At 40.9% G+C, this 16,866-nt stretch carries 14 protein-coding genes and 2 pseudogenes; 11 read left to right on the top strand and 5 right to left on the bottom strand.

Translation table 11 applies throughout. The features are described from left to right. Window positions 1-170: 170 nt before the first annotated feature. A pseudogene (locus SP4011_RS03430) lies at window positions 171-320 on the bottom strand (integrase); the annotation flags it as partial. A gap of 413 nt (window positions 321-733) precedes the next feature. Between SP4011_RS03430 and SP4011_RS03435 the strand changes: the two are divergent. Then, on the top strand, window positions 734-2,245 hold the full coding sequence (locus SP4011_RS03435) for an ABC transporter ATP-binding protein (protein WP_338619865.1): 1,512 nt from the start codon (window positions 734-736) through the stop codon (window positions 2,243-2,245). 92 nt (window positions 2,246-2,337) lie between these two features. On the opposite strand, the gene thrS is transcribed toward SP4011_RS03435, so the two are convergent. The 3 genes and pseudogenes from thrS to SP4011_RS11430 form a co-directional block, all read right to left on the bottom strand. Then, complete coding sequence (gene thrS, locus SP4011_RS03440; protein ID WP_112443949.1) at window positions 2,338-4,281, bottom strand: threonine--tRNA ligase; 1,944 nt, start codon at window positions 4,279-4,281, stop codon at window positions 2,338-2,340. A 53-nt stretch (window positions 4,282-4,334) separates the two neighbouring features. After that, entirely contained in the window at window positions 4,335-4,658 is a 324-nt protein-coding gene (locus tag SP4011_RS03445) for a MazG-like protein (protein ID WP_173270232.1), read from the bottom strand. A gap of 256 nt (window positions 4,659-4,914) precedes the next feature. Then, window positions 4,915-5,288: pseudogene (locus tag SP4011_RS11430) on the bottom strand (hypothetical protein). Between the two features lie 204 nt (window positions 5,289-5,492). Between SP4011_RS11430 and rpsO the strand changes: the two are divergent. From rpsO to SP4011_RS03475, 6 genes are all read left to right on the top strand, one after another. Then, window positions 5,493-5,762, top strand: coding sequence for a 30S ribosomal protein S15 (rpsO, locus tag SP4011_RS03450; protein WP_001018251.1), 270 nt, complete (start codon window positions 5,493-5,495; stop codon window positions 5,760-5,762). A 779-nt stretch (window positions 5,763-6,541) separates the two neighbouring features. Then, on the top strand, window positions 6,542-7,162 hold the full coding sequence (locus tag SP4011_RS03455) for a CadD family cadmium resistance transporter (protein WP_000531713.1): 621 nt from the start codon (window positions 6,542-6,544) through the stop codon (window positions 7,160-7,162). Window positions 7,163-7,394: 232 nt separating this feature from the next. Next, a complete protein-coding gene (locus SP4011_RS03460) occupies window positions 7,395-8,441 on the top strand; it encodes a FecCD family ABC transporter permease (protein WP_262080556.1) in 1,047 nt (348 codons plus the stop codon). A gap of 1 nt (window position 8,442) precedes the next feature. Continuing rightward, entirely contained in the window at window positions 8,443-9,198 is a 756-nt protein-coding gene (locus tag SP4011_RS03465) for an ABC transporter ATP-binding protein (RefSeq protein WP_338619877.1), read from the top strand. A 19-nt stretch (window positions 9,199-9,217) separates the two neighbouring features. Then, window positions 9,218-10,228 carry an ABC transporter substrate-binding protein gene (locus SP4011_RS03470; protein WP_055348130.1) on the top strand — a complete coding sequence of 337 codons (1,011 nt, stop codon included), beginning with the start codon at window positions 9,218-9,220 and terminating at the stop codon, window positions 10,226-10,228. Beyond that, a complete protein-coding gene (locus SP4011_RS03475; RefSeq protein WP_338619879.1) occupies window positions 10,209-10,901 on the top strand; it encodes an alpha/beta hydrolase-fold protein in 693 nt (230 codons plus the stop codon). Before SP4011_RS03470 ends, SP4011_RS03475 begins: the two co-directional genes overlap by 20 nt. Before the next feature lie 43 nt (window positions 10,902-10,944). Here the strand turns inward: SP4011_RS03475 and SP4011_RS03480 are convergent, their stop codons facing one another. Beyond that, window positions 10,945-11,694, bottom strand: a complete 750-nt coding sequence (locus SP4011_RS03480; protein ID WP_338619880.1) for a 1-acyl-sn-glycerol-3-phosphate acyltransferase — start codon at window positions 11,692-11,694, stop codon at window positions 10,945-10,947. Window positions 11,695-11,826: 132 nt separating this feature from the next. Between SP4011_RS03480 and SP4011_RS03485 the strand changes: the two genes are divergently transcribed. The 4 genes from SP4011_RS03485 (at window position 11,827) to SP4011_RS03500 (ending at window position 16,845) form a co-directional block, all read left to right on the top strand. Continuing rightward, on the top strand, window positions 11,827-14,163 hold the full coding sequence (locus tag SP4011_RS03485) for a cation-translocating P-type ATPase (RefSeq protein ID WP_338620398.1): 2,337 nt from the start codon (window positions 11,827-11,829) through the stop codon (window positions 14,161-14,163). 100 nt (window positions 14,164-14,263) lie between these two features. Further along, window positions 14,264-14,941 (top strand): tRNA (adenine(22)-N(1))-methyltransferase TrmK, encoded by a 678-nt coding sequence (locus SP4011_RS03490; RefSeq protein ID WP_338619881.1) that lies wholly within the window; start codon window positions 14,264-14,266, stop codon window positions 14,939-14,941. Beyond that, window positions 14,928-15,725, top strand: a complete 798-nt coding sequence (locus SP4011_RS03495) for a Nif3-like dinuclear metal center hexameric protein (protein WP_338619883.1) — start codon at window positions 14,928-14,930, stop codon at window positions 15,723-15,725. Before SP4011_RS03490 ends, SP4011_RS03495 begins: the two co-directional genes overlap by 14 nt. A gap of 16 nt (window positions 15,726-15,741) precedes the next feature. Further along, window positions 15,742-16,845: an FAD-dependent oxidoreductase gene (locus SP4011_RS03500; RefSeq protein WP_173282508.1), complete on the top strand. Its 1,104-nt coding sequence runs from the start codon at window positions 15,742-15,744 to the stop codon at window positions 16,843-16,845. Window positions 16,846-16,866: the final 21 nt, after the last annotated feature.

The following is a 16,866-nucleotide window of genomic DNA, read 5'->3' on the forward strand; positions in this document are numbered from 1 at the left end:
TTTTACACAACCAATAATAGAATTTTTAATACGGAATATAGTATAAATACTGGTTCAAAGTGAAGTTTTGTATGCTTTTTGCTCTTGTTAAGTATAAAATCTATTGACTAAGGTTGAAGTACAAAAAATCAATGTGAAATGAAGTGAATAGTAGACTTTGAAAATGTCTCCTACTCGATTTTAGAACGAATCTCTGACACAGGATTAAAAGAACTGAAGCTCTCTTTTTGTTTTGAATGAGATAGGTGTATATAGATTTGTGTAACTGGTGTAGAACTGTTTCCAAGAATTTATTGAATGTATCGAATACACATTCTATTGATTTTGAACCAGTTTTAATTTCTAAATGTTATAATAGTTTTATCAAGTAAAAGGAGACTGCCATGATTGGAGACAATATAAAATTCTTACGAAAATCACATAATCTGATATAACCAGAATTTTCACGGATTGTGGGTGTGTCATGAAATAGCCTAAATCGTTAGAAAAACTGAAAAAGCTTACTTTCAATAGAAGTATTGGAAATATTCATTTTACATCTATCAAAGAAACATGGGATAGACCTATATTTTACAAAATAGCAAATTATATTTTGAATGATAGTAAAAACTGCAGTACTTGTGTGATTTACAATTATTGCACTCAATGTCCGAGTATCGCACTATCTGAAATAGGGAATAGTAGAGATTGTTCTGCGATATGTAAAAAAACGCATTAGCAAGGAGTATCGTATATGCTACCATATCTTAAAACTATTAGATGGTATCTCTTCTTTAATTTTCTTTTTGGTGTAGTATCGAATATCTGCACAGCTTTGTTACCGTATTTCACGCAGGCATTAATCAAAGGGGATTATCAAGTAGCTCTATATGGTTACTCTATGTCAGTGGCAGGCTATTTGAGTTGTAACTATATCCAAATGATACTTGATTGGAAGCAGGGGATTATCTTTTCGACTACTTTGAAAAATGAGTGGTTTCGTTCACTTCTGGGACTCAGTCACCACGATTTTAAGCAGAAAACAGTAGCAGAGTATATTTCCTATCAATCTAATGACCTAGATTCGTTGGAAAAGGATTACCTTCCTCCATTGATGAGTTTTATCAAACAAATTTTACGTATTATCATTTATGCTTTCATTATTAGCAGAACAATTAATCCTATTGTATCACTGATTTTAATCTTTTCCACTGGAATTAGTATTCAAATTCCTAAAATCGTTGGGAAGTTGACCGCTAATCGTAGACAGGTTTACTTGAAAAAACAAGGAGATTACTATCGAACTTTGGAGGATTTGCTCATGGGACATCATTTGGTAAATAAACTAACTATGTCGCATTTTTTGAATCAACAAAAGAGTTCTCTAAAGAATTTGCAGGATAAGTATTTTAAGTATGGTTTGACAAAAATTACAGGCATCTTATTGACAGGTGTTTCGTTTGAATTCATTAGTCTTGTTCTGTTTATTTATTTAGCCTACTCTCTATCTCACCAGCAACTCGGTATTCCTGAGGTGGTGGCGAGTTTCGGATATATTAATGCTTTTTCTGAACCAATACAGGAAATCCTTTATGATTTACAAATGTTAGAGTCCGTAAAGCCTGTAATCAAGAGTTTTCAAAACATTGTTGGGAGACCCGTTTCAGTTCAAGCACCTCAACATTCTTTTGATACGATTACTTTGAAAAACATTTCCAAACAACTGGGAGAATCAAAATTGATAATTACTTCCGCTACGATTCAAAAAGGGGATAAAATTGCGCTTATTGGTAAGAATGGGTCTGGAAAAAGTAGTCTTCTCAACATTTTAAATGGAACAGATGAAGATTTTGAAGGACAAATTGTGCTAGATGGCCTTGTTTTGGACCATCTTTGGGGAAGATTCGGTATGATTCTGCAACAAGAACATACATTTATTTCGAGTTATGAAAATAATGTAACGCTATTCAATAGTTTCAATGAAAAATTCAGAGAAGAAGATTTTGAAAAAATTCCACCACAATCCCTGTCAGGTGGTCAGCAACAACGAATGTATTTAAATCGTGAGAAAAATCGTAAAAATCCATTGCTTATCCTAGATGAACCTTTCTCTGCCTTGGATACTAATCAGTTTAAAATGGAATTGGAAAGAGTTCTGGAACTACCAAGTGCCGTCATTGTTACTTTACATCGCCAAAACGAATTATTAAGTAAGTTTGACCAAGTTTGGGAAATTAAGAATGGAGAACTTATAATTTTGAAATAGCTAAATTATAAAGAATAAAACGCATAGTAACAAGGTCATTCAACACCTGATATTATGCGTTTTTCTGATTTTAAGGACTTTTTACTAGGTTCTTATTTCTCAACGCGTGATTTGTTGGCGATATCAGCTAGGATAGCTTGAACAAAATCATCTACTGAGACAGTTTGTGTTTCTTTTTGACCGTAGCGACGAACGTTGACTGTTCCGTCTTCCATTTCCTTGTCCCCAACGATCAATTGGTAAGGAATCTTGCTGGTTTGTGAAGCACGGATCTTGAACTGCATTTTTTCATTGCGCTCATCTACATCTGCACGGACACCGCGGTCACGGAGTTTCTTCGCCACTTCCCAAGCGTAGTCCACGTGTTTTTCGTTAGAAACTGGGATGAGGGTTACTTGGTGTGGTGCAAGCCATGTTGGGAAGGCACCCTTGTAGTTCTCAATCAAGATAGCTGTGAAGCGTTCCATAGTTGAGATAACCCCACGGTGGATCATCACTGGACGGTGCTCTTCACCATCAGCTCCGATGTATTTGAGGTCGAAGCGTTCTGGAAGCAAGAAGTCAAGTTGGATAGTAGAAAGAGTTTCTTCTTTTCCAAGAGCGGTCTTAACTTGAATATCCAATTTTGGTCCGTAGAAGGCTGCCTCACCTTCGGCTTCAAAGTAGTCCACGCCCATTTCATCAAGGGCTGCACGAAGCATGGTTTGAGCATTTTCCCACATCTCATCGTTATCAAAGTACTTGTGAGTATCTTGAGGATCACGAAGAGAGAGGCGGAAGCGGTATTCAGTCAAGTTGAAGTCTTCATAAACATCGATAATCAACTGAAGGGCGCGTTGGAATTCTTCTTGGATTTGTTCTGGAGTTACGAAGAGGTGACCGTCGTTGAGCGACATTTCACGCACACGTTGAAGACCAGTGAGGGCACCAGATTTTTCATAACGGTGCATCATACCGATTTCAGCGATACGGATTGGCAACTCACGGTAAGAGTGAACATGATGTTTGAAGACTTGGATGTGGTGTGGGCAGTTCATTGGACGAAGGACAAATTCTTCCCCGTCACCCATATCCATAGTTGGGAACATGTCTTCTTGGTAATGATCCCAGTGACCAGAAGTCTTGTAAAGTTCAACAGAAGCAAGAGGTGGAGTGTAGACGTGTTGGTAGCCAGAAGCCAACTCTTTGTCAACGATGTAGCGTTCCAACTCACGACGAATAGTCGCACCGTTTGGCAACCAGAATGGAAGCCCTTGACCAACCTCTTGAGAAATCATGAAGAGATCAAGCTCTTTACCAAGTTTACGGTGGTCACGTTCCTTAGCTTCTTCACGCATTTGGAGGTAGTTTTTCAAGTCTTTTTTGTCAAACCAAGCTGTACCATAGATACGTTGCATCATAGCGTTATCACTATTTCCACGCCAGTAAGCACCTGCTACATGGAGAAGGTGGAAGATTTGGATGCGGCTTGTTGATGGGACGTGAGGGCCACGGCAAAGGTCTACATATTCACCCTGACGATAGATAGTCAAACCGCCTTCGTCTTCTGAGTGTTCTTCAATCAATTCCAACTTGTAAGGGTCATTTTTGAAGATTTCACGCGCCTCGTCTTTAGTCACCTCTTCGCGAATAGATGGGAAGTTTTCTTTGACGATTTTTTGCATTTCTTCTTCGATACGAGGAAGGTCTTCGTTAGAGATTTGACCAGCAGTATTGTCAGTATCGTAGTAGAAGCCGTCTTCGATGGCTGGACCAACTCCCAAGTGAATGTCTGGGAAAAGACGACGAGCTGCTTGGGCGAACAAGTGAGCGGCTGAGTGACGCAAGATTGGAAGGGCATCTTCGTGATCAGGTGTCACGATTTCGATGCTTCCATCTTCAGTGATAGCACGAGTAGTGTCGATGAGTTTGCCGTTGAATTTACCAGCCAAGGCTTTTTTAGCTAGGGAATTGCTGATAGATTGGGCAATTTCAAAAGTTGTAACGCCAGATTCGAATTCACGAACAGCGCCATCTGGGAAAGTAATGTTAATCATGATGTTCTCCTTTTTATTATTTCATAGTTTTTAAGCATTGACTTTTTTGCAGACTACTTCCTAGTCTTAATGTTCAATTGCTTTTCTTTATCAGAGAGGAAGTTTTCCATTTCCGTCAGAATGTCTATATCCAGACGTTGAGAAAGTTCTACTAGCCACCAGATATTTTCTGAAAGTTTTTGTTCCAGTGTGTAGGGTGTTTCATCATAGTAGCGTCCTTGCTTTGTCATCACCAATCGTTGGAAATTTCCAATATCATTAGACAAAGCCAAGAGGTCTTCTTCTACCGTCCACTTGGAATCATGATGCTTAACTTCCAGTTCGTGATAAGCTTGTCGGATTGCCCCACAGCGCTCCACTAATTTTTGCAACTCCATAGTTAGCCTCCTCATAAAAAATTGCGACATCCTCGAAAGGACGTCGCAACGTGGTTCCACCTTCATTTATGTACCTCAAAAGAGAGGGACACCTCTGATTGGCTCTAACGTGGCCACCGTTTTATGTTTTCATAAAAAACTCAAGAGTAGTATCAGTTTAGGCTCTCTATGCGTTTCCAGCAACCACGCACTCTCTAGTAGAAAGGGACTAAGTGACTTGTCTCTATGGATTATTATAGCATGATTGTGAGATTTTTCAAGGATTTTGTGAAAGTTTTTTGTTTTTCATTTTTGTAGAATATGCTTGATGCTAATACCAGAATCCATGCCGACCAGAGCAACTGTTTCATAGATTAGCAAGTAAATTAGTATAAACTCACCAAAGGTTATGATAGTAAAGTAAAAGAGCAGTCCGTTACCAACTAACCATCAAAGTGAGAAACGGAAACGGTAGCTATAGAGTAACGATACAATCAAGATTACCAGAGGTGTAAAGAAGAGAAGATTATTTACGTAGAGACTCTTGAGCAAAAGGGGGTCAGAAATAATTAGTGATAACAACTGATAAAGTGGCCAATAAAAGAAAAATATGACCAGATAGTAGGGGAGATGGGAATAGAATCTACGCATGATAATCACCTCGTTTTAAAAAACAGACAACTTATATTTCTTGCTATGATTATTATAGCATATTTAAAACAAGAAAGTAAATCTGTTGACAAAGAAGTTAGTTATTGGTAGAATAGTGAATGTCGTAAAGACAAATAACTTCTTCTTGGTTACAGGCATGCCAACCTGTCACTCGGATGAAGCCAAATAAAAAGGAGAAACATCATGGCAATCTCAAAAGAGAAAAAAAATGAAATTATCGCACAATATGCACGTCACGAAGGTGATACAGGTTCAGTAGAGGTTCAAGTTGCTGTCCTTACTTGGGAAATCAACCACCTTAACGAACACATCAAACAACACAAAAAAGACCACGCTACTTACCGTGGATTGATGAAGAAAATCGGTCGCCGTCGTAACTTGCTTGCATACTTGCGTAAAAACGACGTTAACCGTTACCGTGAGTTAATTAACTCTCTAGGACTTCGTCGTTAATTCAAGATACAAAGGCCGTCAAAAGCACAAAGCAAAAATAGGAAAATTGACGAAGAAACTTCAGTTTCTAGGAGATTTTATCTTTTTTGCCAAGTGCTTAGGCCGTGTTCAATTGAGCATATCTTGATAATGAAGCTACTCTAAATTGGGTAGCTTTTTTACTTTTGTTACCTTACTTCGATATACTCAAGTATAATCTTCGGTTACAGTTCCTAGCACTGTAAGGTAAAATAAACCAGAATGATCTCCCTTCGGGGAGATTTTTTTGTTTCACTAAAAATTTTGTACAATCTTCGGCTTACCGCCTAGTCTATAAACGGTTTATCCAGCAAGAATTATGATGCTAAGGGCGTAAGAAATCCGTATGAAAACAGGGAAATGACACAGTGTTCGATGAACACAAGGAGTTTCATCTTTTTCACTAGGATTTTAGCCCGAGCTCAAATCAGCTCTCTGATTTTCAGAGGGCTTTTTTATTGAGGTTTTATCGGTCACAATTTTGGAGACTACAAAAACCTCAAATGGTATCAGCTAATTACACCATAAAGGTGCGTAGCTACTCGGAGAGCCCACACTTTACGAAGTAAAGTATAGTATGTTATACTTTACATAGAAGTAGTCACCTAATTCCAGTTAGAAATTACTTTGTAACTACGTTTTGAGGAGGAGTAAAATGCTTTCCTATGTTCGAAATTACCCACTAGCGATAGCTAAATTAATGTGTCTGTGCTCTCCTAAAATCTGCTGATTTATTACTGACTAATACAGGAGGGTTTTTTATGGGACAGACAATCATATCTGCTATTGGTGTTTATATTTCCACCAGTATCGATTATTTAATTATTTTATTTATTTTATTTGCACAGCTATCACAGAATAAACAAAAATGGCATATTTATGCGGGGCAATATCTAGGCACAGGCTTACTTGTAGGGGCGAGTTTAGTTGCTGCTTATGTCGTTAATTTCGTGCCTGAAGAATGGATGGTTGGATTGCTTGGTTTAATCCCTATCTATTTAGGGATTCGCTTTGCAATTGTTGGAGAAGGTGAGGAAGAAGAGGAAGAAGAGGAAGAAATTATTGAAAGATTAGAACAAAGCAAGGCAAATCAACTGTTTTGGACAGTTACATTGCTAACAATTGCGTCTGGCGGAGATAATTTAGGTATCTATATACCTTATTTTGCTTCATTAGATTGGTCACAGACCCTCGTGGCCTTGCTTGTGTTTGTAATCGGCATAATTATCTTATGCGAGATTAGTCGGGTATTATCCTCTATTCCCTTAATATTCGAGACAATTGAAAAATACGAGCGAATCATTGTGCCCTTAGTATTCATTCTACTTGGACTATACATCATGTATGAAAATGGCACGATAGAGACTTTTCTGACCGTGTAGATTTTTTTGTTTCACTAGGATTTTATCCCGAGCTCAAATTGGCTCTCTGACTTCAGAGGGCTTTTTTGTTGTCACCTTCCCTCGATATCTTCAAGTATAATCTTCGGTTACGATTATTAGCACTGTAAGACCAATTATATTTATTTTTCTCATCTTGTTCCATTGTTGAAAATATGGTATACTTTTCATGAGAATTTTCTAAATTTTTAAGATTCTATCAAAGGAGGTTTTCATGCTTTCCAAATTTTCTGGAAGCCGACAAGACCAGCAATTTGTGTTACTTTTAGTTGTTTTGCTAGGTATTTTAGGGATTTCTCTCTTTCTAGCAGTTTCAATGGGATCTGTTGCGATTGATCTAGGAGATACCTATCGGATTATTTTGAGCAGGTTGGGATTTCCTCTTGAGATAGGAGAGGTTTCCAAGTCTACTCTTGCCATTGTATGGAACATGAGATTCCCTCGAGTATTGTTAGGTCTGATAGTAGGAGCAGGCCTTTCTATGTGTGGTAGTGTGATGCAGTCTACAGTGAACAATCCCATCGCTGAGCCTTATGTCTTAGGAATATCTGCGGGTGCAACTCTAGGAGCAACCTTGAGCATCATTCTTGGTTTAAAAGTGATGATTAGCCTTGGAGCTTTTCTTGGAGCTATTTTGGCAACAATTGCTGTCCTCATCATTGCCTCTATGCAGGGAAGGATGACGACTTCTAGTCTGATTTTATCAGGAACGGTGGTCAACGCTCTCTTTCTGGCATTTTCAAACTTTATTATCTCAGTCGGAGCTAATGCGGACAGTGTGATGACCATTAAATTTTGGACCATGGGCTCTCTTGCCGGGACTACCTGGTCTGACTTGGTCCTGCCAACTATAGTAGTAGGAATGGCCTTTCTATTTTTCTCTACTCAGTATCGTGTTTTCAATGCGATGATGATGGGAGATGAGGCTGCTTTAACTTTGGGAATTCCCTTACGCTTTTATTGGTATCTTTATGTGACAATGGTGGCTGTGCTGACAGCAGTTTTAGTGGCAACCTGTGGGATTATTGGATTTGTCGGTCTGATTACTCCACATTTAGCTCGAGGGTTAGTAGGAACGAATTACAAGAGGCTTTTTCCTGTTGCAACCTTGCTAGGTGCCCTCTTTGTCATTTGGGCAGACGTACTCTCTCGTATCATCATTCCAAACGCAGAGCTTCCTATTGGTATTTTCACAGCCTTGGTAGGTGCTCCCTTCTTTATCTACATTGTTGGGGGTAGGCGAAGGGAGGTGAGGGTCTGATATGGACTTGATTTGTCAGGATGTCCACTTTGGACTAGGAGAGAAAAAAATCCTCAAAGGAGTCTCTCTTAAGGTTGAAGGGAATCAATTTCACACGATACTAGGACCAAATGGAAGTGGAAAAACCAGTCTACTTAAACTCCTTTATCGTCAGGAAAAGGTGGACAAAGGCTTGATAAGCCTAGATGGAAAGCCTCTGGAACAATGGACGCTCAAAGAAACAGCCAAGCAAATGGCAGTTGTGACCCAGTTTAACCAGCTGCAGTTTGATTGTACAGTTGAGGAAATTGTCTTGCTGGGAAGAACTCCCCACCTCTCTTTTCTACAAAAGGAAAGGGAAAGGGATTATGCGCTCGTTCAAGATGCTCTCGTTAAGGTGGATATGCTCGAGAAGAAAACTCGTCTCTATTCGTCCCTGTCAGGGGGAGAGAAACAGCGAGTCTTGTTAGCACGTGCCTTGGCCCAAGAACCGACTATCTTGCTCCTAGACGAACCAACCAATCATCTGGATATCAAGTATCAGCTAGACTTGTTGGCCATTGTGAAAAATCTCAAGGTCAATGTTCTAGCTGTCCTACATGATATTCAACTTGCTTGTCGCTATTCGGATTATCTCTATCTGATGAAAGAGGGAGAAATCCTTTACCAAGGGACTCCAAAGGAGACTATCACCCCTGAGTCATTGCAAACTGTATACGGAGTTCAAAGTCAGGTGACTTGGACCGAGGATCAGCAAGCTATGATTCACTATTTATAAGAAAGAAAAGGAAAACAAGATGAAAAAAACACTAAGCATTTTACTCGTAACAGTAGCTACCTTAACTTTGGCAGCTTGTGGCAATACTACCACTGAAAAAGCTACGACACAATCAAGCGCAGAAACAAGTCAAAAGGCCAGCACAGAGACGACTTATCCGTTAAATATCAAAACTTATGATGCTAAAGGAAATGAAGTCGAACAAGTCTTTGACAAGGCACCTGAAAAAGTTATCACCAACAATCTTTCAACCACTGAAATCTTATTGGAGTTGGGATTGAAGGATAAAATTGTTGGCATGCTCAATCCAGACAATGCTGTGACGGACAAATACAAGGACGCGATTGCAACTATTCCTCAAATCGGGGATAAAAAAACAGTCTCACAAGAGACAGTCCTTTCTTATGAGCCAGACGCTGTGATGGGTCGAAATATGATGTTTTCTGAAAAATCCTTGGGGACAGTTAGCACTTGGAATGAAAACAAAATCCCAGTCTATACGCAAAAAGCTTCTCTCTCAACAATTCAGCAAGATTTGGGGAATATCGTAGAAGATGTCAAAAATCTTGGAATGATTTTTAATGTTCAGGACAAGGCCAATGAATACGCAGCCCAATTACAAACTAAAATTGATGCTGTTAAGAAAGCAAATCCAGCAAGCCAAGGTGAAAAGAAAAAGGCTTTGATTATGGTTGCTTATAATGATGAAACCTTTGGTGCCTACAAGTCTGCTTTGCAAGAAAGTTTACTGAACCAACTTGGTTATACAAACGTTGCTACGGGAACATCAGGCTTGACCTTGGAAAATCTCGTGTCAATGGATCCTGAATTGATTATCTATGTGACCAGCGACCGTAATAAAAAATTGGATGAAAAAGCAGTAGAGTTGATGAAGGCAAATGCTGTTTTGGAAAGCGTTCCTGCTATTAAGAATCAAAAAATCATGACCATCTCTTACGATGAGTTGATGGACTATGGTCCAGCAGTGATTGATTCCCTTGAGAAAATCAATGACTTTATCAATAAATAATGAGTTTGATTGGGAAGGAATTCAAGTCAAAATCAGCCTTCCTTCTAACTACGACCTCAATCAAACCTATCCGGCTATTTTATTGAATGATGGAAACTTGGATTTCTTATCGTCTCTTTCCGAATCTGTGATTTTAGTGGGCTTGACCTCTAAAAATCGCCTAGACGACTACACTCCATGGGCGACATCTGCTCTGAGAGATGGGGCTCCAGATTTTGGCGGTCAGGCAAATGCCTATCATAGTCATTTATTTGGAGGTCTTTTGGACAAGTTGCAGTCGCTTTATCGCTTGGATAAAAATCGCCTTGCTTATGGAGGTTACTCACTAGGTGGTTTGGTGGCAGTCTACAGTCTTTTCAGCTTTGACAAGGTTTCCTGTGTCTTTTCCATCTGCGGTTCCTTTTGGTATCCTGATTTTGTGACTTACTGCAAGACAGAGACAGTGAAAAATTTGGACTGTTTGCTGTATTTACAGAATGGTCAAACAGAAGGAGCACACCATACTAATCGCTTGGCTCAAGCACCAGTCTATGCTGAGCAGATCCATACCAGTCTTCAGAAACACTATCCGAACTGTCAGTTTGTTTTTGATCCTTATGGACACCATGAACAATTGGATGAGCGATTTCTAGCCTTTTCCAGCTGGTTGGCCCAAAAATGGAAAATCGAATAAAAGATTTATCCCTTGGCTTTTGCCAAGGGATTGTTGTATTTATTTAACCAAGTTTTTCTCTCTTTTTATCTGGATTCCAGATGAAGCTTGCGATAAAGCTAAAGATGATGGTTAGGATAGCGAGGATAATGGCAAGGATGAGGGCAGGGATACGGATAAACCACCAGAGTGGGTTTGGTTTTTTATCATTGTGCCATTGTTTTGTTTCTTGGTCCAAACGTTGAAATTCTGTTTGGATATGATTGGCGACTGTTTCAATCCCTTCATCATTCATTTTTTTGATATCTGAGATATCAATTGGATTTCCAAAGTTCATATCAACACGCTCGCGGCTAACCAAGCCTTTCAAGGTCATAGGACCTGTATAGGTAACCGGCATGATACGGACCTTGGCCATCTTGGCAATTAGTGCAACTCCACCCTTGACATCGTTTGAGTGACGGCTCCCACTTGGAAACATGATGAGAGAGCGATCACTTTTTTTAAGAACATTGATAGGGTATTTGATGGCTGAGGCGCTAGGATTTTCACGGTCGATAGGAAAAGCGCCACACATACGAATCCACCAGCCAAAGATACGGTTGGTAAAGAGCTCTTTTTTGGCCATAAAGATAAATTGTTTTGGTTTGGTCGCAAAGGCCATATAAACTGGATCCCACCAGGTACGGTGAGGGGCAACCAAAATATAATTTTCATCTTGATTAGGAATTTTATCAGTATTATGATAGTGGGCATTGCCATTGATGGACCATAGGAGCAAGACAACCAATCCACGTAAATAAGTATAAAACATGCGATCTCCTTCGATTATTTTCTTGTTATTATTATACCTTATCAAAGGAGGGCTGGCAAACTTTTCCCTTGACCAGGTCCATATTTGGGATGAGATTAGAATTCTTTTAGAAAAAATGATATGATAGAATTTATGGATAAAAATAAGATTATGGGATTAACCCAAAGAGAAGTCAAGGAAAGACAGGCTAAGGGCTTGGTCAATGATTTTACTGCATCGGCCAGTACTAGCACTTGGCAAATCATCAAACGAAATGTCTTTACTCTTTTTAACGCTTTGAACTTTGCCATTGCTTTGGCACTAGCCTTTGTGCAGGCTTGGAGCAATCTGGTCTTCTTTGCTGTTATCTGCTTTAACGCTTTTTCTGGAATTGTGACCGAGCTGCGGGCTAAACACATGGTGGACAAGCTCAATCTCATGACCAAGGAAAAGGTCAAGACTATTCGTGATGGCCAAGAAGTGGCTCTGAATCCTGAAGAATTGGTGTTAGGAGATGTCATTCGTTTGTCTGCAGGAGAGCAGATTCCTAGTGATGCCTTGGTTTTAGAAGGCTTTGCGGAAGTCAATGAAGCTATGTTGACGGGGGAAAGTGATTTGGTGCAAAAGGAAGTGGATGTCTTGCTTTTGTCAGGAAGTTTCTTAGCCAGTGGAGCAGTTTTAGCTCAAGTTCACCATGTTGGATCTGATAACTATGCTGCCAAACTCATGCTGGAAGCCAAGACCGTTAAACCAATCAACTCTCGTATCATGAAATCACTGGACAAGCTAGCTGGTTTTACTGGGAAAATTATCATTCCTTTTGGTCTGGCTCTCTTGCTGGAAGCCTTGCTTTTAAAAGGCCTGCCTCTTAAGTCGTCCGTTGTAAATTCATCGACAGCCCTTTTGGGGATGTTACCTAAGGGAATTGCTCTTTTGACCATTACTTCGCTCTTGACCGCGGTGATTAAGCTGGGCTTGAAAAAGGTCTTGGTGCAGGAGATGTACTCTGTTGAGACCTTGGCGCGCGTGGATATGCTCTGTCTGGACAAGACGGGCACCATCACCCAAGGAAAGATGCAGGTGGAAGCCGTTCTTCCGCTAATGGAAACTTATAGTGAGGAGACTATTGCCAGCATTTTGGCCAGCTACATAGCTCACAGTGAGGATAAAAATCCAACTGCCCAAGCTATTCGCCAGCGATTCCAAGGCCAAGTAGCCTATTCTATGATTTCCAATCTCCCCTTCTCAAGCGACCGCAAGTGGGGTGCTATGGAGTTAGAAGGTTTGGGAACAGTTTTCTTAGGGGCGCCTGAGATGTTGCTAGATTCTGAGGTCCCAGAAGCCAGAGAGGCCTTGGAGAGAGGTTCACGTGTCTTGGTCTTGGCTCTCAGTCAGGAAAAACTAGACCATCACAAGCCACAGAAACCATTTGATATTCAGGCTCTAGCCTTGCTGGAAATCTTAGACCCGATACGAGAAGGAGCGGCAGAGACGCTGGACTATCTCCGTTCTCAGGAAGTGGGATTGAAAATTATCTCTGGTGACAATCCAGTTACGGTGTCCAGCATTGCCCAGAAGGCTGGTTTTGCGGACTACCATAGCTATGTAGATTGTTCAAAAATCACTGATGAAGAATTGATTGTTATGGCTGAAGAGATAGCTATTTTCGGACGTGTTTCCCCTCATCAAAAGAAACTCATCATCCAAACTCTGAAAAAAGCAGGGCATACAACAGCTATGACAGGGGACGGAGTCAATGATATCCTGGCTCTTCGTGAGGCGGATTGTTCCATCGTAATGGCTGAGGGAGATCCAGCGACTCGTCAGATTGCCAATCTGGTTCTCTTGAACTCTGACTTTAATGATGTTCCTGAGATTCTCTTTGAAGGTCGTCGTGTGGTCAATAACATTGCCCACATCGCACCGATTTTCTTGATAAAGACCATCTACTCATTCTTGCTCGCAGTTATCTGTATTGCCAGTGCTCTTCTGGGACGGTCTGAATGGATCTTGATTTTCCCTTTTATTCCAATCCAGATTACCATGATTGACCAATTCGTGGAAGGTTTCCCACCATTCGTTCTGACTTTTGAGGGAAATATCAAACCTGTCGAACCAAACTTCCTCAGAAGATCCATGCTTCGTGCCCTACCAAGCGCTCTCATGGTCGTGTTCAGCGTTCTTTTTGTGAAAATATTTGGAAGTAGCCAAGGTTGGTCTGAGTTAGAAATCTCAACTCTACTCTATTATCTATTGGGGTCAATTGGTTTCTTATCCGTATTTAGAGCCTGCATGCCATTTACCCTATGGCGGGTCCTCTTGATTGTTTGGTCAGTAGGAGGCTTCCTAGCCACAGCTCTCTTCCCAAGAATTCAAAAACTGCTTGAAATTTCAACCTTGACAGGACAAACATTACCTGTTTATGGTGTCATGATGTTGGTCTTTACCGTGATTTTCATCCTGACTAGTCGCTATCAAGCCAGAAAATAAAGAAAGGCTGCAATCTGTGGATTGCGGTCTTTTTAGGTACAAGATTGCCAGCTGAAATGTGGTATAATAAGAGGTAATAGAGTTTGGAAAGTGAGAGAAGATGATTTCAAAGAGATTAGAATTAGTGGCTTCCTTTGTGCCACAGGGAACCATTTTACTAGATGTGGGGAGTGACCATGCTTATCTGCCTATCGAGTTGGTCGAAAGAGGACAAATAAAAAGTGCTATTGCAGGTGAGGTGGTGGAAGGCCCCTATCAGTCTGCGGTCAAAAATGTTGAGGCTCACGGACTAAAGGAGAAAATCCAGGTTCGTTTAGCCAATGGTTTGGCAGCCTTTGAAGAGGCAGATAAGGTATCGGTCATTACCATTGCTGGTATGGGTGGTCGTTTGATTGCTAGGATTTTAGAAGAAGGCTTGGACAAGTTAGCTAATGTAGAACGATTGATCCTCCAACCCAATAATCGTGAAGATGACTTGCGTATCTGGTTGCAAGACAATGGTTTTCAGATTGTAGCAGAAAACATCCTAGAAGAAGCTGGCAAGTTTTACGAGATTTTGGTGGTGGAAGCAGGTCAAATGAAGCTATCAGCCAGTGATGTTCGCTTTGGACCTTTCTTGTGCAAAGAGGTCAGTCCAGTCTTTGTCCAAAAATGGCAAAAAGAAGCTGTTAAGCTAGAGTTTGCCCTCGGACAAATCCCAGAAAAAAATTTGGAAGAACGTCAAGTTCTAGTAGATAAGATTCAAGCCATCAAGGAGGTGCTCCATGTTAGCAAGTGAAGTGATTAACGCGTATGAAGCCTTTTGCCCTCAGGAATTTTCAATGGAGGGAGACAGTCGTGGCCTGCAAATTGGAACTTTGGACAAGGATATCCAAAGAGTCATGGTGGCTCTGGATATTCGTGAAGAAACGGTGGCTGAAGCCATTGAAAAGGGTGTAGACTTGATTATTGTCAAACACGCGCCGATTTTCCGTCCTATCAAGGACTTGGTAGCTAGCCGTCCGCAAAATCAGATTTATATCGACCTCATCAAGCATGACATTGCAGTTTATGTCAGCCATACCAATATTGATATTGTTGAAAATGGTCTCAATGATTGGTTCTGTCAGATGCTAGGTATCGAGGAAACGACCTATCTGCAGGAGACAGGTCCTGAACGTGGAATTGGTCGTATTGGGAATATTCAGCCTCAGACCTTTGGAGAATTAGCCCAACATGTCAAGCAAGTCTTTGGCCTAGATAGCCTTCGAATGGTGCATTATCAAGAGAATGACTTGCAGAAGTCTATTTCAAGAGTGGCTATCTGCGGTGGAAGTGGGCAGTCTTTCTATAAGGATGCTTTAGCTAAAGGAGCGGATGTCTATATCACTGGTGATATTTACTACCACACTGCCCAGGATATGTTGTCTGATGGCTTGCTAGCATTGAACCCAGGTCACTATATTGAAGTGCTTTTTGTGGAAAAAATTGCAGAGCTTCTTAATCAATGGAAAGGAGAAAAGGGCTGGACAATCGATATTGTACCTAGTCAAGCATCGACCAATCCTTTCCACCATATCTAGTTAGAAAGTGAAAACAATGAAAAAAGTTGCTATTATCGGAGCAGGAATTGTGGGAGCAACAGCTGCCTACTACCTCTCGAAAGAAAGTGACCTAGAGGTGACCGTTTTTGACCATGGACAGGGTCAGGCAACCAAGGCTGCAGCAGGAATTATCAGTCCTTGGTTTTCCAAACGCCGCAATAAAGCTTGGTACAAGATGGCGCGCTTGGGGGCTGATTTTTATGTGGATTTATTGGCTGATTTAGAGAAGTCAGGACAAGAGATCGACTTTTACCAGCGTTCGGGAGTCTTTCTCCTGAAAAAGGATGAAACTAAGTTGGAAGAACTCTATCAACTAGCCCTCCAGCGCAGAGAAGAATCTCCCTTGATAGGGCAATTAGCCATTCTGGACCCAGCATCAGCTAATGAATTATTCCCTGGCTTACAGGGATTTGACCGCTTGCTCTATGCTTCTGGTGGAGCGAGAGTAGATGGTCAACTCTTAGTGACTCGTTTGCTGGAAGCCAGTCAGGTCAAGCTGGTCAAAGAAAAAGTGAGTCTGACACCGTTAGCATCAGGCTACCAGATTGGCGAAGAGGTGTTTGATCAGGTTATTTTGGCGACTGGAGCTTGGTTGGGGGATATGTTAGAACCCTTGGGTTATGAAGTGGATGTTCGTCCCCAAAAAGGACAACTCCGAGATTATTGGCTTGCCCAAGACATGGAATCTTATCCTGTGATTATGCCAGAAGGGGAGTGGGATCTGATTCCTTTTGTAGGTGGGAAATTATCTTTAGGCGCTACTCATGAAAATGATATGGGTTTTGATTTGACGGTGGATGAAACCTTGCTCCAGCAAATGGAGGAGGCGGCCCTGCCTTGCTATCCTAGTTTAGTAGAAGCTACCAGAGCTGGTGAGCGTGTGGGAATCCGTGCCTACACTAGTGATTTCTCACCTTTCTTTGGGCAGGTGCCAGAATTGGCAGGTGTCTATGCTGCTAGTGGACTAGGTTCATCAGGCCTCACAACTGGTCCTATCATTGGTTACCATCTAGCTCAACTGATCCAAGACAAGGAGTTGACTTTGGACCCTCTAAACTACCCAATTGAAAACTATGTCAAACGACTAAAAAGCGAATAAATATTTTACTGAAATTTTAGC

It is taken from the genome of Streptococcus parapneumoniae (assembly GCF_037076355.1).
GTDB lineage: Bacteria > Bacillota > Bacilli > Lactobacillales > Streptococcaceae > Streptococcus > Streptococcus parapneumoniae.